Source organism: Halomonas getboli (genome assembly GCF_023094245.1).
In the GTDB taxonomy this organism is placed as follows: Bacteria; Pseudomonadota; Gammaproteobacteria; order Pseudomonadales; family Halomonadaceae; genus Halomonas; species Halomonas getboli.
Genome location: NZ_JALMEW010000012.1, coordinates 35,419 through 49,397 on the forward strand (window position 1 = coordinate 35,419; position 13,979 = coordinate 49,397).

Genomic DNA, 13,979 nt, shown 5'->3' on the forward strand with positions numbered 1-13,979 from the left:
CAGCAAATAAAAAAGATTCTCGTTAATGTTGACGCCACGAATGAGAATGATTTACCTTGTCGTCATGGCATCGCCGAGGTGCGTGCCAGACCCGCGGGGCCCAGCCAGTCCTCCGCGGGGATTCTCCTCCTCATTGCTAGTCACGGTCTTTCGCCGCCCCGCCCGGGGCGGCTTTCTTTTGCGCGCCTCCCAGTATCGTGCCCCGCGTCGCTCAGGCCCGCTGTCCCAGCCGCGCCTTGATCATCTCGCCCAGCGCCTCCACCGCCGGCCAGGAGGCCGCATTGACCCGCCGACCGTAGTGCAACTCGGCCTGGCAGTCCGCCAGTCGCGGCAGGCCCTCGGCCTCGCCCAGCTCGCGCATGGCCGGCGTCAGGCGATCGCGCTCCAGAATGCTGACCGCCAGCCCCGATTCGACGGCGGTCTCCAGCGCGTGAATGCTGGTGCTGGTGAAGACCGCGTGCCACGAGCGCTCGCCGGCTCCCAGGGCCTCGATGCCCAGCTGGCGGTAGGGGCAATCCACCGGATGCAGCGCCAACGGCAGCGGCGTCTCCGGCGTCAGCGCCAGCTCGCGCGCCCCGGCCCATACCGGCGAGGTCCGCCACAGCGGCTCGCCGCCGCTCAGCCGGTGGGGGCGGTCCAGCGCCACGATCAGCGACAGCTCGCCGCGCTCCAGCCGCCGGGCCAGCTCGCCGCTGGTGGCGGTCACCGCTTCCAGCACCACATCCGGATGCCGGGCCAGGAAATCCGGCAGCAGGCGCCCCACCAGGCGGCTGGCGTAGTCCTCCGGCATGCCGAAGCGCACCCGGCCAGAAAGCCCCCGGCCGCTGATCCGCGCCACCAGACCGTCGTGATGGCGCAGCAGTTCGCGCGCCTCGCCCAGCAGCGCCTCGCCGCTGGCGGTAAGCGTCATGCCGCGGGCGCCGCGCACCAGCAGCCGGGCGCCCAGGCGCGTCTCTAGGCGCTTGATCTGCATGCTCAGGGCGCTGACGGTACGGTGGCGCTGCTCGGCCGCCGCGGCCAGCGACCCCAGCCGCGCCACCTCCACGAAGCTGCGCAGGGCCTCGAGATCCAGCGTCTGCGAAGAGACTTCAGCCATATTGAACACTCAGTGAAATAAGTTTCGATTCCCTGAAGACATTAGCCGGCGCAGACTCGCTCCCGCAAGGTCGACGGGAGGACACCGACATGCTGGCAACGAGACGAATGAGGGCGCCCTGGCAGGCACCGCACCTGGGCGGTCTGGCCGTCGGGCTGGGCTTCGTGATCTGCTGGAGCAGCGGCTTCGTCGGCAGCCGCCTGGCCATCGCCGTCGAGTCGCCGGTGCTGTCGCTCTACGCCTGGCGCTTCGCCCTGGCCACCCTGCTGGCCGCGCTATGGGCGCTGGCCACGTACCGAGGGCGCATCGCTCTGGCGCCCGCGGCGCTGGGCCACGAGGCCCTGGTCGGCAGCCTCACGGTTGGCGGCTATCTGCTGGCCATGCTGCTGGCGGTGGAAAGCGGCGTCGGCGCCGGCGTGGCGGCCCTGATCGGCGCCCTGCAGCCGCTGGCCGCCACGCTGCTGGCCGGCCGCCTGCTGGGCGAGCGCCCGCAGGCGGCCCAGTGGCTGGGCCTGGTCGGCGCGACCCTGGGCGCGGGGCTGAGCGTGATGGATGATCTCGACGGCATGGGCGGGGCACCGCTCTGGGCCTACGGGCTTCCGCTGCTGGCAGTGGCCGCGGTGAGCCTCGGCAGCGTGATGAGCGCCGGCCGGCCGGCGACCCTGCCCATGGCGACGCGACTGACCGCGCAGCTGGCGGCGGCCACGCTGGTCTTCGCCTTCGCTGCCCTGCTGAGGGGCGAGGGGCTGTCTCCGCCGCCGGTGGATCGCGATACCCTCGCCGCCCTGGCCTGGCTGATCGCGCTGGCGACCTTCGGCGGCTACGGTTTCTTCAACGCCAGCCTGCAGCGCTTCGGCGTCAGCCGGAGCGCGGCGCTGGTGGCCCTGACGCCGGCCGCGACGCTGGCCGCCACGGCGCTGATGTTCGGCGAGCGCCCGGGCATGCTGGGCGCCGCCGGCATGGCCCTGGGGCTCGTGGGGGCCGGCGCCGCGCTGCTCGGCGGACGACCGCGCGGACGCGGCGCCGGCGGCCATGTCGCCACGGCTCGCCCGATCGCGGAGCGGGAGGCCCGCCGCAGGGTGAGGCCGAGTGCCTCGGCGACCCGCCGAGGCTGAATCGGCCGCAGGAAGGCTCAGTCGACGCGGCGGAAGATCAGATCCCAGACGCCGTGGCCGAGCTTCTCGCCGCGCTGCTCGAACTTGGTCAGCGGGCGGAACTCGGGGCGCGGCACGTAGGGCGCCGTCTCGTCGGTGGCGGTGTTCTCGTAGCCCGGGGCCTCGGCCATCACCTCGGCCATCCACTCGGCGTAGGCCTCCCAGTCGGTGGCCATATGCAGGGTGCCGCCGGGCTTGAGGCGCGTGCGCACCAGCTCGACGAAGGCCGGCTGGACGATGCGCCGCTTGTGATGCTTCTTCTTCGTCCATGGATCGGGGAAGAACAGCTGCAGGGTGTCGAGGCTGCCCTCGGGCAGGCACCGCTCGAGCACCAGCAGGGCATCCTCGCGATAGACCCGGAGGTTGGTGAGACCGCGCTTGTCGGCCTCGTCGAGCAGCTTGCCGACGCCGGGCGCGTGCACCTCGATGCCGATGAAGTCGGTGTCGGGGTGGGTCTCGGCCTGCTCGATCAGCGAGCCGCCCATGCCGAAGCCGATCTCCAGCACCACCGGGGCGCGACGCCCGAACAGCGTCTCGAGGTCCTGGCGGCCGTCCTCGAGGGTCAGCCCCAGACGCGGCCACACCTCCTCGAGGCCGCGGGTCTGGGCGGCGGTCATGCGCCCGGCACGCAGCACGTAGCTCTTGATCCCGCGGCGGTGCAGCGGGGCGTCGGCGCTCTCGGGGCCGGTGGTCGAGGGCGTGTCGGGGCGTTGTTCGTCGTTCATGCGCGGCGTCGAAACTCGTGAAGGTCGAAAGGACAGGATCAGGCGTTGATGCGGCCGGCCAGCGGCGAGGAGGCCTCGGCGCCCTGGCGGCGCGGCATGCGGCCGGCGAGGAAGGCCTCGCGGCCGGCCTGCACGGCCTGCTTCATGGCGCCGGCCATCAGCACCGGCTGGCGGGCGTGGGCGATGGCGGAGTTCATCAGCACCCCGTCGCAGCCCAGTTCCATGGCCTGGGCGGCCTCGGAGGCGGTGCCGATGCCGGCGTCCACCAGCACCGGCACGCCGGCCTGCTCGATGATCAGGCGGATGTTGTGCGGGTTCTGGATGCCGTGACCGGAGCCGATCAGCGAGCCCAGCGGCATCACGGCGCAGCAGCCGAGGCGCTCCAGCTCGCGGGCGACGATCGGGTCGTCGCTGGTGTAGACCATGACGTCGAAGCCGTCGTTGACCAGGGTCTCGGCGGCGGCCAGGGTCTCCACCACGTTGGGATACAGGGTGGTGTCGTCGCCCAGCACCTCGAGCTTGACCAGGTTGTGGCCGTCGAGCAGCTCGCGGGCCAGCCGGCAGGTGCGCACCGCGTCCTTCGCGGTGTAGCAGCCGGCGGTGTTGGGCAGCAGGGTATAGCGTTCCGGGGACACCACGTCGAGCAGGTTGGGCGCCGCGGCGTCCTGCCCCAGATTGGTGCGACGCACGGCGAAGGTCACCACCTCAGCCCCGCTGGCCGCAATGGCCTCGCCGGTCTCGTCGAAATCGCGGTACTTGCCGGTGCCCACCAGCAGGCGCGAGGCGAATTCTCGGCCGGCGACGCGCAGCGGCGCGTCCTGGAAGAAGTCGGTCATGCGTATATTTCTCCTATGGCTCAGGGGAAAGCGCTGATTTGTCTTGCGAGCGAAGATAGGTTGGGCGACGCCGGAACGGAAATACCGGAGTTTACACGCCAGTAAATGAGGATATTGGCCCGGCTCGCGCTCGAATACCGCCGGCGGCCAAGATATCGAGCCCAGCGATAAATCAGTGTTTTCCTTCAGCCGCCACCGATGGCATGGACAATTTCCACCCGGTCGCCGTCGGCCAGGCGCGTCTCGTCGTGGACGCTTCGGGGGACGATCTCCTCGTTGACCTCCACGGCGATGCGCCGTCCGGCCAGGCCGAGGGTCTCGACCAGCTGGGCCACGGAGGCCTCGGCCTCCAGGGTGCGGGCCTCACCGTTGAGCTGGATCTGCATGGCATCCTCCGGGGCTGCGATTTCGCGGGCCCATATTGTAGCGCCTCGGGGCGCCCCCGGGTACGGTATGGCGCGGGCTTGTCTGGTGACAGGCCGCTGCGGGGCGCTGTGGACCCATCCCTGGGCGCTACCTTTTGCCATCCCTGGCAAAAACCCCGCTCTGGCCTGTCCCCAGCGCCCCTGCTCAGACGTCACGGGAACCCCCAACGGGAGAAAGACAGAATGCAGGATCGTGGCTGGTGGATGGCAGTGGCGCTGTGCGGCGCGCTGACGGTGATGGCCGGGGCCTTCGGCGCCCATGCCCTGAACGGCACGCTGACGCCGAGGCTGATGACGGTCTTCGAGACCGGGGTGCGCTACCAGGCCTGGCACACCCTGGCGATGCTCGGCGTGCTGGCCTGGCGCGCGGCGCGGCCGCTGGCCGGCCAGCGCTGGATCCTCGGCCTGTGGCTGGCCGGCATGGCGCTGTTCTCGGGCTCGCTCTACGCCCTGGCGATCAGCGGCGTGAAGGGGCTCGGCGCCATCACGCCGATCGGCGGCGGGCTGCTGATTCTCGGCTGGCTGGCGCTGGCCGTGGCGGCCTGGCGCAGTCAGTCGGCATCGGGCAAGGCATAGGTCGCGGTGACCAGCGCCACCGGCGCCTCCTCGCCGTCGGAGAACAGCTGCACCTCGCCCACCGCCAGCCGCCGCCCCAGCTTGAGCAGCCGGGCATTGGCGATCAGGTCGCGATCGCCCCGCGGGCGGCGCAGGAAGCGGCAGTGCAGGTCGCTGGTGACCGCCATCGGCTCGGGGCCGATCTGGGCCAGGATCGCCACGTAGAGGCAGACGTCGGCCAGCCCCATCAGGGTCGGGCCGGAGACGCTGGCGCCGGGGCGCAGATGCTCGTCCTCGATGGCCAGGCTCATGGTGGCGCGGCCCTCGCCGACGCCCTCGATGGTGCCGGCACGCTGGGGAAACACCTCGTCGAGGAATTCCTCGATGGCGGCGGCGGTCATCACGGTCATGGGCGCGCTCCCTGCGGCTGAACGATGGCCACAAGATAGCCCAGCCCGCGCGCGGCGCACACCCGGGGCATCTCCCTTTTCCCTTCTTTTATTTTTCTCGCCCCGAACGCAAGCCGCCCCCATGAAGGGGGCGGCAGGCGGCACGTTGGCGAGCGACGATCAGCCGGCCTTGTGGACGGCGCGCCAGTGGTGCAGCAGCGGCTCGGTATAGCCGGAGGGCTGCTCGATGCCCTTGAAGATCAGGTCCGAGGCGGCCTGGAAGGCATGGGAGCCGGCGAAGTCGGCGCTCATCGGCGTGTAGGCCGGATCACCGGCGTTCTGCTCGTCGACCACCTTGGCCATGCGCTCCAGAGTGGCGCGCACGCGGGCCTCGTCGACCACGCCGTGATACAGCCAGTTGGCCACGTGCTGGCTGGAGATGCGCAGGGTGGCGCGATCTTCCATCAGGCCCACGTCGTGGATGTCCGGCACCTTGGAGCAGCCGACGCCCTGTTCGACCCAGCGCACCACGTAGCCGAGAATGCCCTGGCAGTTGTTGTCCAGCTCCTGCTGCAGCTCGTCCTCGGACCAGTCGGTGTTCTCGGCCACCGGCACGGTCAGCAGCTCGTCCAGCAGGTCCGGTTCGCCCTGGGCCTCCAGCTCGCGCTGCACCTCGGCCACGCTGACCTGGTGATAGTGCAGGGCGTGCAGGGTGGCGGCGGTCGGCGACGGCACCCAGGCGGTGTTGGCGCCGGCCTTGGGATGGCCGATCTTCTGCTCGAGCATGGCCGCCATCAGGTCCGGCATGGCCCACATGCCCTTGCCGATCTGGGCGTGGCCGCGCAGCCCGCAGGCCAGGCCGACCTGGACGTTGTTGCGCTCGTAGGCGCCGATCCAGGCGGCGCTCTTCATGTCGCCCTTGCGCACCATGGGGCCGGCCTGCATGGCGGTGTGCATCTCGTCGCCGGTGCGGTCGAGGAAGCCGGTGTTGATGAACACCACCCGCGAGGTCGCCTCAGCGATGCAGGCCTTGAGGTTGACCGAGGTGCGGCGCTCCTCGTCCATGATGCCCATCTTGAGGGTGTCGCGCTCGAGGCCCAGCAGGTCCTCGACACGGCCGAACAGCTCGTTGGTGAAGGCCACTTCCTTCGGGCCGTGCATCTTCGGCTTGACGATGTAGACCGAGCCCTCGCGGGAGTTGCGGGCCTCGCCCTCGCCCTTCTGCAGGTCGCGGATGGACAGCAGGCTGGTCATGACCGCGTCGAGGATGCCTTCCGGCAGCTCGTTGCCGTCGGCGTCGAGCACCGCCGGGGTGGTCATCAGGTGGCCGACGTTGCGCACGAACAGCAGCGAGCGGCCGGGCAGGATCACCTCGCCGCCGTCCGGCGCGGTCCAGGTGCGGTCCGCCGCCAGCTTGCGGGTGAAGCGCTTGCCGCCCTTCTCGATCGGCTCCTCGAGGTCGCCGGCCATCAGGCCCAGCCAGTTGGCGTAGACGCCGACCTTGTCCTCGGCGTCCACCGCCGCGACCGAGTCCTCGCAGTCCATGATCGAGGTCAGCGCGGCCTCGACGACCACGTCCTTGACGCCTGCCGCATCGGTCTTGCCGATCGGGTGGGTGGCGTCGATCTGGATCTCCAGGTGCAGGCCGTTGTTGGCCAGCAGCACCGAGGTCGGCGCGTCGGCCTCGCCCAGGTAGCCGACCAGCTTGCCCGGCTCCTTGAGGCCGGTCTCGCGGCCGCCTTCCAGGCTCACCACCAGGTGGCCATCGCGCAGCGCGTATTTCACGGCCTCGGCGTGAGAGCCGGTGGCCAGCGGCGCGGCGCGATCGAGCACGCCGCGAGCGTAGGCGATGACCTTCTCGGCGCGCTTCGGGTTGAAGCTGTCGCTGCGCTCGGCGCCGTCTTCATCGGCGATGGCATCGGTGCCGTAGAGTGCGTCGTAGAGGCTGCCCCAGCGGGCGTTGGCGGCGTTGAGCGCGTAGCGGGCGTTGTTCACCGGCACCACCAGCTGCGGGCCGGCCTGGACGGCGATCTCGCGGTCGACGTTGGTGGTGGTGACCTTGACCTCGGCGGGCGCCGGCTGCAGGTAGCCGATGCGCTCGAGGAAGGCGCGGTAGGCGGCCATGTCGCGCACCGGACCGCGGTTCTCGCGGTGCCAGGCGTCGAGCTCGGCCTGCATGGCGTCGCGCTCGGCGAGCAGTTCGCGGTTCTTCGGTGTCAGATCATGGAACAGGGCGTCGACGCCGGCCCAGAAGGCCTCGGGATCGACGCCGGAGCCCGGCAGGGCCCGCTCGTTGATGAAGCGGTCCAGTTCGGCGGCCACCTGAAGGCGATGGCGAGTGATGCGTTGGGTCATGGGTCGTTCTCCTATGCGGGGCGTTTCGGCGCTCCCCAAGCGCCGAGTGGCCGGACAGGCAATGGTGACTGCGTGCCAACAGTATTGTGGAAAATACTTCCACATGTAAACCCGAAGCCTGCGAACCACCCCGCAGACTCGACCAATAGACGAGACGTCGGCGTTGGAAGCGCAGCGCTGGTGACGATCCCGGCAGGGCGCTAGCATGAGCAGCCACGACGGAGGACCCGATGAGCGATTTCACCCCCCTGCAGGCCCTGGGCCCCATTGCCCCGGCCGATCCCGACGGCAGTCCGCTCCAGGGCTACCTGGGGCATTACGGCCTGGCGCCGCTGCTCGCCGAGCGGGTAGGCCTGCACGTGGGGTACGTGGACGCCCACGGCTTCCGCCTGTGGACCCAGGTGTGGCGCCCGCCGTCGCCGCGCGGCACGGTGTTCGTGGTGCACGGCTACTACGATCACCTCGGTCTCTACCGCCACCTGCTCGAGTGCCTGCTCGAACGCGGCTGGCAGGTGGTGCTGTGGGACCTGCCGGGGCACGGGCTGTCCAGCGGCCCCCGCGCTACCATCGCCGACTTCGATGACTATGGCAGCTGTCTGGACAACCTGCAGACCCAATTGACCGCCCGCGACCTGGCGCCTCGCCCCTGGGTCGGCATCGGCCAGAGCACCGGCGCGGCGATCCTCGCCACCGACGCCCTGCGCCGGGGCCACGACGGCCACTGGAGCGGGCTGGTGCTGCTGGCCCCGCTGGTCCGCCCCTGGGGCTGGAATCAGTCGAGCTGGCTGCACCGGCTGCTGGGGCCCTTCGTGCGCTCGGTGCCACGCCGCTTCCGCGAGAACTCCACCGACAGCGACTTCGCCACCTTCCTGCGCGAGAGCGATCCGCTGCAGCCGGACCGCCTGGCCATGGAATGGGTGGACGCCATGCGCCGCTGGATGCCGCGACTGCTGGCCATGCCGGCCAGCCCGCTGCCGGCCCTGATCCTGCAGGGCGAGCAGGACCTGACGGTGGACTGGGAGTGGAACCTGGAGGTGCTGACGCGCAAGTTTCCGCGAGCCGAGGTGCATCGCCACCCCGAGGCGCGCCACCATCTGGTCAACGAGGCCGAGCCGATCCGCCGGGCGCTGTTCGAGGAACTCACGCGCTTCATTGCCGGTCTCGAGACGACCGATGCCGCCGCGCCTGCCCACCGAGACGCCCCCCACCGATGAGCCTTCGCCCCACCGCCTTCCTGCCGACCCTGCTGCCCCTCATGCTGACGGTACTGCTGCTCGGCGGCTGCGCCACCGGCGTCCCGGCGCATCCCCAGACGATGCGCCAGGCCCTCCACGGCCTCGGCGAGCGCGCCGCGGACCAGGTGATCGCGGCACCGCCGCTGCCGCATCCGGCCACCGACCAGGTACTGCTGCTGGCCGCGCCGCAGATCGACGCCGCCCTCGGCGTCGACGACGATCGCCTGCTCGAGAGCCTGAGCCGCGCCCTGCTGGGCCATGACCGGGGGCCCCAGGTGCTGGACTGGCGGCCCGCGCTGTCACGGGGCGCCGAGGCCAACCAGTGGCGGCTGGACAGCCGACTGATCGCGGCCGGCCCGCGGCTCACGCTGTCCGACCGCACCCTGCTGCCCTATCGCCTGCAGCTCACCCTGCGCCGTCCGGGCAGCGACACGCCGCTGTGGCAGACGCAGCTGGACGGCGCGCTGGACGCCAGCGCGCTCTAGCGACCTCTCCCCTTCAGCGCCCCTGCAGCAGCCGATCGAGCTGGCGATAGCCGATCGCCTCGATCAGCTGTTCACGCCCGGGATGCGGCTCGCCGGCCAGGTCAGCGAGGGTCAATGCCACCCGCAGCACCCGGTGATAGGCCCGCGCCGACAGGTTCAGCCGCTCCAGCACGCCGGCCAGCCAGGCCCGGTTGGCCCCGCTCAGCGCGCAGGCAGCCTCCAGTTCACGTCCGCCCAGATGGGCGTTGAGCGCGCCGCGCGCCCACTGTCGCTCGCGGGCCGCCAGCACCCGCTCGCGCACCGCCTGCGAGGGCTCGCCGCGCTCCCGGGCGGTCAGCTGCTCGGGCGGCAGCGCCGGCACTTCCACCTGCAGGTCGATGCGGTCGAGCAGCGGCCCGGAGAGCCGCGCCTGATAGCGCTGTATCTGGGCGGCGGTGCAGTGACAGGCGCGGCGGGGATCGCCGAGATGGCCGCAGGGGCAGGGGTTCATCGCCGCCACCAGCTGGAAGCGCGCCGGATAGCGCCGCTCGTGGCTGGCGCGGGCAATATGGATGTGCCCGGACTCCATGGGCTCGCGCATCACCTCGAGCACCTGGCGCGGGAATTCGGGCAGCTCGTCGAGGAACAGCACCCCCTGATGGGCCAGCGAGATCTCGCCGGGCCTGGGCCGCGAACCGCCACCGACCAGCGCTACCGCGCTGGCGGTGTGATGGGGAGAGCGAAAGGGGCGCTGCCCCCACTGTTCGCCGAGCGGCAGCCCGCACACCGAGCGCACCGCCGCCACCTCCAGCGCCTCGTCCTCGGTCAGCGGCGGCAGGATGCCCGGCAGGCGGCTGGCGAGCATGGTCTTGCCGGTGCCCGGCGGGCCGGCCAGCAGCAGGTTGTGGCCGCCGCTGGCAGCGACCTCCAGGGCGCGCCGCGCCTGATGCTGACCACGCACCTCGGCGAGGTCCGCCCCCGCCGGCAGGGCCACGGCGGGGCGCGCGGCACGATGGGGCACGATCGGCGTCTGCCCCAGCAGATGCGCCACCACTTGCAGCAGATCGTCGGCGGGCAGCACCTCGAGACCGCCGGCCAGCGCCGCCTCGTCGGCGTTGGCCCGAGGCACGATCAGCCGCCGCCCGGCCCGGCGAGTGGCCAGGGCCAGCGGCAGCACGCCGACCACCGGGCGCAGCGCCCCATCCAGGGCGAGTTCGCCCGCGCATTCGGTCTCGGCCAGCGCCTCGGCGGGCACCTGCCCGGAGGCCACCAGCAGCCCCAGCGCGATGGGCAGGTCGAAGCGTCCGCCCTCCTTGGGCAGATCGGCGGGGGCCAGGTTGAGGGTGATGCGGCGCAGGGGAAAATCGAAGCCGGCGTTGACCAGGGCACTGCGCACCCGCTCGCGGCTCTCGCGCACGGCCGTCTCAGGCAGCCCGACCAGGGTGATGCCGGGCAGGCCGTTGGCCAGATGCACTTCCACCAGCACCTCGGGGGCCTCGAGGCCGAGGCCGGCCCGGGTGCGAACGATCGACAGGGTCATCGGCGGTCCCTCGCGCGGTTCCTTTCCTCAGGTAAGTCCTAAGGCTAGTTCAGCGCGGCGGGCACCGCCCGGCAGGAGCTCGATCAGCGGCCGGTCTCACCGGCGCCGGCGTCCTGCTCGGGGCGGGAGGACGGCTGCGGAGTGGCCTCGTCGACCATCGCGGCCTCATCCGCCACGGCCGGCGCCTCGCCGCCCGGGCGGCTGGCATCCAGCGCTTCTTCCAGGGCGGCGACCTGCTTCTCCAGCGCCTCGACCCGGCCGCGGGTGCGCTGCAGCACGTCCATCAGGATGTCGAAGTCCTCCCGCGACACCAGCTCGAGCCGGTCGAAGGCGCCGCGCACCACCTGCTGGATGCCTTTCTGCATGTCTTCCGGCGCCTGGGAGGCGCCCTGAAGGCGCTCGCCGATCTGCTGGGCCAGGCGGCCGATGCGGTCTTGGCTGACCATGATGTCTCTCCTGAGTGGGATAGGCCCGAGTGAGATGGGGCTGCCTCCAAGGATACGCAAGCCGTTCGGCGGGCGCATTCCCGCATGTCGCCGGCCGCGCTCCCGGATGGTGCGAAGCGATCGCTCACCGGCATCAAATCAGTGCACAGCGTCCTTTCCTGCCTGCACCAGAATCTCACCATCGGGTCAGGTTGGAAAAACAAGATCATGAAAACCATGGCGAATTCGGTTTGGTGGCACGGTTTAAGCAGTAACAGGAAAACCTGCACACACACCGCGCGGAGCAGCCCGCGCTCATCCAATGGGGAGATCCGGGATGAAGCTGATTACCGCCATCATCAAGCCGTTCAAGCTCGACGACGTGCGCGAGGCGCTCGCCGACAACGGCGTCCAGGGCATCACCGTCACCGAGGTCAAGGGCTTCGGCCGCCAGAAGGGCCACACCGAGCTCTACCGCGGCGCCGAATACGTCGTCGACTTCCTGCCCAAGGTCAAGGTCGAGATCGCCGTCGACGACGGCCGCCTCGACAGCGTGCTGGACGCCATCTGCAGCGCCGCCAACAGCGGCAAGATCGGCGACGGCAAGGTCTTCGTGACGCCGCTCGAGGACGTCATCCGCATCCGCACCGGCGAGCGCGGCGCCGACGCCGTCTAAGTCAACCGTTTCTCCCTTTACCCTGGAGTGACAGCCATGAACGAGATAACAGAGCTGAGCTACGCGCTCGATACCTTCTACTTCCTGATCTGCGGCGTCCTGGTGATGTGGATGGCCGCGGGCTTCTCGATGCTCGAGGCCGGCCTGGTGCGGTCCAAGAACACCGCCGAGATCCTGACCAAGAACATCGCCCTGTTCGCCATCGCCTGCACCATGTACCTGCTGCTGGGCTACTACCTGATGTACTCCAGCGACGCGGGCGGCATCCTGCCCAACCTCGGCTTCCTGCTGGGCGACGAGAACACCGTCGCGGCGGTCACCGCCGGCGGCGACGACGCGCCCTACTACTCCATGCGCGCCGACTTCTTCTTCCAGGTCGTGTTCGTGGCCACCGCCATGTCCATCGTCTCCGGGGCCGTGGCCGAGCGCATGAAGCTGTGGGCCTTCCTGGCCTTCGCCGTGGTGATGACCGGCGTGATCTATCCGGTCTCCGGCTACTGGACCTGGGGCGGCGGCTGGCTCTCCGAGCTCGGCTTCTCCGACTACGCCGGTTCCGGCATCGTGCACATGGCCGGTGCGGCCGCGGCGCTGGCCGGCGTGCTGGTGCTCGGTCCGCGCAAGGGCAAGTACGGCAAGGACGGCAGCATCTTCGCCATCCCCGGCGCCAACATGCCGCTGGCCACCCTGGGTACCTTCATCCTGTGGATGGGCTGGTTCGGCTTCAACGGCGGCTCCGAGCTGAAGGTGTCCGACGTCAGCTCCGCCAACAACATGGCCCAGGTGCTGGTGAACACCAACGCCGCGGCCGCCGGCGGCGTGATCGCCGCGCTGATCCTGGCCAAGGCCTGGTTCCGCAAGGCCGATCTGACCATGGCCCTGAACGGCGCCATCGCCGGCCTGGTGTCCATCACCGCCGATCCGCTGTCGCCCAGCGCCCTCGCCGCCACCCTGATCGGCGCCTTCGGCGGCCTGCTGGTGGTGGTCGCCATCGTCGGCCTCGACAAGCTGAAGCTCGACGATCCGGTCGGCGCCATCTCCGCCCACGGCGTGGCCGGCATCTGGGGCGTGCTCGCGGTGCCGCTGACCAACGACAGCGCCTCCTTCGGCCCGCAGATCATCGGCATCATCGGCATCTTCGCCTGGGTCTTCATCGCCAGCCTGGTGGTATGGCTGATCATCAAGGCCATCATGGGCGTGCGCGTCAGCGAGGAAGAGGAATACGAGGGCGTGGACCTGGCCGAGTGTGGCCTCGAGGCCTACCCCGAGTTCACCGTCTCCAAGGTGCACGGCGGTGGCGGCACCGGCCGCCCCCGCAGCGAGGGCGCGGGCCGGCCGCAGATGGCCGCTCGCACCTGATCGCCCCGACCGATGCAGCACCTCGAAATGGCCCCCTCGCGGGGCCATTTTTCGTTCCTCCCGCCGGCGGTGTATGCTCTGTCACAATGACTCCGTCAGGGATGGCGAATGGCGCCATCGGATACGAACCATCGAGGAGATGACCATGAAACTGGTGACCGCCATCATCAAGCCGTTCAAGCTCGACGACGTACGCGAGGCGCTCTCGGACATCGGCGTCCAGGGCATCACCGTCACCGAGGTCAAGGGTTTCGGCCGTCAGAAGGGCCACACCGAGCTCTATCGCGGCGCCGAATACGTGGTCGACTTCCTGCCCAAGGTGAAGCTCGAGGTCGCCGTGGACGAGACCATGGCCGAGCAGGTGATCGACGCCATCACCCAGGTCGCCAACACCGGCAAGATCGGCGACGGCAAGATCTTCGTCACCGCCCTGGAGCAGGTGATCCGCATCCGCACCGGCGAGACGGATAAGGACGCCGTCTAAGCTGCAAGCTGCAAGCTGCAAGCTGCAAGCTGCAAGCTGCAAGCTGCAAGCTGCAAGCTGCAAGCTGCAAGCTGCAGGTCGACAGCCTGGAATCGCCCAGAGCAAAAAGAAAACCCCGAAGGCTCAGCCTTCGGGGTTTTCTTGTAGCTCGGCGCTTGTAGCTCGGCGCTTGTAGCTCGGCGCTTGTAGCTCGGCGCTTGTAGCTCGGCGCTTGTAGCTCGGCGCTTGTAGCTCGGCGCTTGTAGCTCGGCGCTTGTAGCTCGG

Annotated in this window: 15 protein-coding genes; 7 read left to right on the plus strand and 8 right to left on the minus strand. The window is 70.1% G+C overall.

The annotated features are described in order from the left end of the window. Window positions 1-211: 211 nt before the first annotated feature. Window positions 212-1,096: a LysR substrate-binding domain-containing protein gene (locus MYL53_RS16815; protein WP_247855228.1), complete on the minus strand. Its 885-nt coding sequence runs from the start codon at window positions 1,094-1,096 to the stop codon at window positions 212-214. 89 nt (window positions 1,097-1,185) lie between these two features. Between MYL53_RS16815 and MYL53_RS16820 the strand changes: the two genes are divergently transcribed. Further along, window positions 1,186-2,211 (plus strand): DMT family transporter, encoded by a 1,026-nt coding sequence (locus MYL53_RS16820; RefSeq protein ID WP_247855229.1) that lies wholly within the window; start codon window positions 1,186-1,188, stop codon window positions 2,209-2,211. Window positions 2,212-2,228: 17 nt separating this feature from the next. On the opposite strand, the gene trmB is transcribed toward MYL53_RS16820, so the two are convergent. The 3 genes from trmB to thiS form a co-directional block, all read right to left on the minus strand. Continuing rightward, window positions 2,229-2,975: a tRNA (guanosine(46)-N7)-methyltransferase TrmB gene (gene trmB, locus MYL53_RS16825; protein ID WP_247855230.1), complete on the minus strand. Its 747-nt coding sequence runs from the start codon at window positions 2,973-2,975 to the stop codon at window positions 2,229-2,231. A 38-nt stretch (window positions 2,976-3,013) separates the two neighbouring features. Next, window positions 3,014-3,811: a thiazole synthase gene (locus MYL53_RS16830; protein WP_247855231.1), complete on the minus strand. Its 798-nt coding sequence runs from the start codon at window positions 3,809-3,811 to the stop codon at window positions 3,014-3,016. Between the two features lie 185 nt (window positions 3,812-3,996). Then, a complete protein-coding gene (gene thiS / locus MYL53_RS16835; protein ID WP_247855232.1) occupies window positions 3,997-4,197 on the minus strand; it encodes a sulfur carrier protein ThiS in 201 nt (66 codons plus the stop codon). Window positions 4,198-4,419: 222 nt separating this feature from the next. Here thiS and MYL53_RS16840 point away from each other — a divergent pair, with 222 nt between their 5' ends. Then, complete coding sequence (locus MYL53_RS16840; protein ID WP_247855233.1) at window positions 4,420-4,812, plus strand: DUF423 domain-containing protein; 393 nt, start codon at window positions 4,420-4,422, stop codon at window positions 4,810-4,812. On the opposite strand, the gene MYL53_RS16845 is transcribed toward MYL53_RS16840, so the two are convergent. Both MYL53_RS16845 and MYL53_RS16850 read right to left on the minus strand, forming a co-directional pair. Further along, the gene (locus MYL53_RS16845) at window positions 4,788-5,201 is read right to left on the minus strand and encodes a PaaI family thioesterase (RefSeq protein WP_035595012.1); all 414 of its coding nucleotides are present in this window, start codon (window positions 5,199-5,201) and stop codon (window positions 4,788-4,790) included. The genes MYL53_RS16840 and MYL53_RS16845 overlap by 25 nt on opposite strands. Window positions 5,202-5,360: 159 nt before the next feature. Continuing rightward, on the minus strand, window positions 5,361-7,535 hold the full coding sequence (locus MYL53_RS16850; RefSeq protein WP_247855234.1) for a malate synthase G: 2,175 nt from the start codon (window positions 7,533-7,535) through the stop codon (window positions 5,361-5,363). 230 nt (window positions 7,536-7,765) lie between these two features. Between MYL53_RS16850 and MYL53_RS16855 the strand changes: the two genes are divergently transcribed. Next, window positions 7,766-8,749, plus strand: a complete 984-nt coding sequence (locus MYL53_RS16855; protein WP_247855235.1) for an alpha/beta hydrolase — start codon at window positions 7,766-7,768, stop codon at window positions 8,747-8,749. Then, window positions 8,746-9,255, plus strand: a complete 510-nt coding sequence (locus tag MYL53_RS16860; RefSeq protein WP_247855236.1) for a hypothetical protein — start codon at window positions 8,746-8,748, stop codon at window positions 9,253-9,255. The genes MYL53_RS16855 and MYL53_RS16860 overlap by 4 nt, the downstream gene beginning before the upstream one ends. A 13-nt stretch (window positions 9,256-9,268) precedes the next feature. Here the strand turns inward: MYL53_RS16860 and MYL53_RS16865 are convergent, their stop codons facing one another. Next, window positions 9,269-10,774, minus strand: a complete 1,506-nt coding sequence (locus MYL53_RS16865; protein WP_247855237.1) for a YifB family Mg chelatase-like AAA ATPase — start codon at window positions 10,772-10,774, stop codon at window positions 9,269-9,271. Window positions 10,775-10,857: 83 nt separating this feature from the next. Next, window positions 10,858-11,220 (minus strand): accessory factor UbiK family protein, encoded by a 363-nt coding sequence (locus MYL53_RS16870; protein ID WP_247855238.1) that lies wholly within the window; start codon window positions 11,218-11,220, stop codon window positions 10,858-10,860. 316 nt (window positions 11,221-11,536) lie between these two features. Between MYL53_RS16870 and MYL53_RS16875 the strand changes: the two genes are divergently transcribed. The 3 genes from MYL53_RS16875 to glnK all read left to right on the plus strand — a co-directional run bounded on the left by MYL53_RS16875 (window position 11,537) and on the right by glnK (window position 13,715). Continuing rightward, window positions 11,537-11,875 carry a P-II family nitrogen regulator gene (locus MYL53_RS16875; protein ID WP_247855239.1) on the plus strand — a complete coding sequence of 113 codons (339 nt, stop codon included), beginning with the start codon at window positions 11,537-11,539 and terminating at the stop codon, window positions 11,873-11,875. 36 nt (window positions 11,876-11,911) lie between these two features. Beyond that, window positions 11,912-13,231, plus strand: a complete 1,320-nt coding sequence (locus MYL53_RS16880; protein ID WP_247855240.1) for an ammonium transporter — start codon at window positions 11,912-11,914, stop codon at window positions 13,229-13,231. 145 nt (window positions 13,232-13,376) lie between these two features. Further along, complete coding sequence (gene glnK / locus MYL53_RS16885; RefSeq protein ID WP_035594994.1) at window positions 13,377-13,715, plus strand: P-II family nitrogen regulator; 339 nt, start codon at window positions 13,377-13,379, stop codon at window positions 13,713-13,715. Window positions 13,716-13,979: the final 264 nt, after the last annotated feature.

Coding starts and splice junctions, on each gene's coding strand:
- MYL53_RS16815 (WP_247855228.1), bottom strand. CDS start 1,096: ATGGCTGAAGTCTCTTCGCAGACGCTGGATCTCGAGGCCCTGCGCAGC.
- MYL53_RS16845 (WP_035595012.1), bottom strand. CDS start 5,201: ATGACCGTGATGACCGCCGCCGCCATCGAGGAATTCCTCGACGAGGTG.
- MYL53_RS16855 (WP_247855235.1), top strand. CDS start 7,766: ATGAGCGATTTCACCCCCCTGCAGGCCCTGGGCCCCATTGCCCCGGCC.
- trmB (WP_247855230.1), bottom strand. CDS start 2,975: ATGAACGACGAACAACGCCCCGACACGCCCTCGACCACCGGCCCCGAG.
- MYL53_RS16880 (WP_247855240.1), top strand. CDS start 11,912: ATGAACGAGATAACAGAGCTGAGCTACGCGCTCGATACCTTCTACTTC.
- MYL53_RS16860 (WP_247855236.1), top strand. CDS start 8,746: ATGAGCCTTCGCCCCACCGCCTTCCTGCCGACCCTGCTGCCCCTCATG.
- MYL53_RS16840 (WP_247855233.1), top strand. CDS start 4,420: ATGCAGGATCGTGGCTGGTGGATGGCAGTGGCGCTGTGCGGCGCGCTG.
- MYL53_RS16875 (WP_247855239.1), top strand. CDS start 11,537: ATGAAGCTGATTACCGCCATCATCAAGCCGTTCAAGCTCGACGACGTG.
- glnK (WP_035594994.1), top strand. CDS start 13,377: ATGAAACTGGTGACCGCCATCATCAAGCCGTTCAAGCTCGACGACGTA.
- MYL53_RS16830 (WP_247855231.1), bottom strand. CDS start 3,811: ATGACCGACTTCTTCCAGGACGCGCCGCTGCGCGTCGCCGGCCGAGAA.
- MYL53_RS16870 (WP_247855238.1), bottom strand. CDS start 11,220: ATGGTCAGCCAAGACCGCATCGGCCGCCTGGCCCAGCAGATCGGCGAG.
- MYL53_RS16850 (WP_247855234.1), bottom strand. CDS start 7,535: ATGACCCAACGCATCACTCGCCATCGCCTTCAGGTGGCCGCCGAACTG.
- MYL53_RS16865 (WP_247855237.1), bottom strand. CDS start 10,774: ATGACCCTGTCGATCGTTCGCACCCGGGCCGGCCTCGGCCTCGAGGCC.
- MYL53_RS16820 (WP_247855229.1), top strand. CDS start 1,186: ATGCTGGCAACGAGACGAATGAGGGCGCCCTGGCAGGCACCGCACCTG.
- thiS (WP_247855232.1), bottom strand. CDS start 4,197: ATGCAGATCCAGCTCAACGGTGAGGCCCGCACCCTGGAGGCCGAGGCC.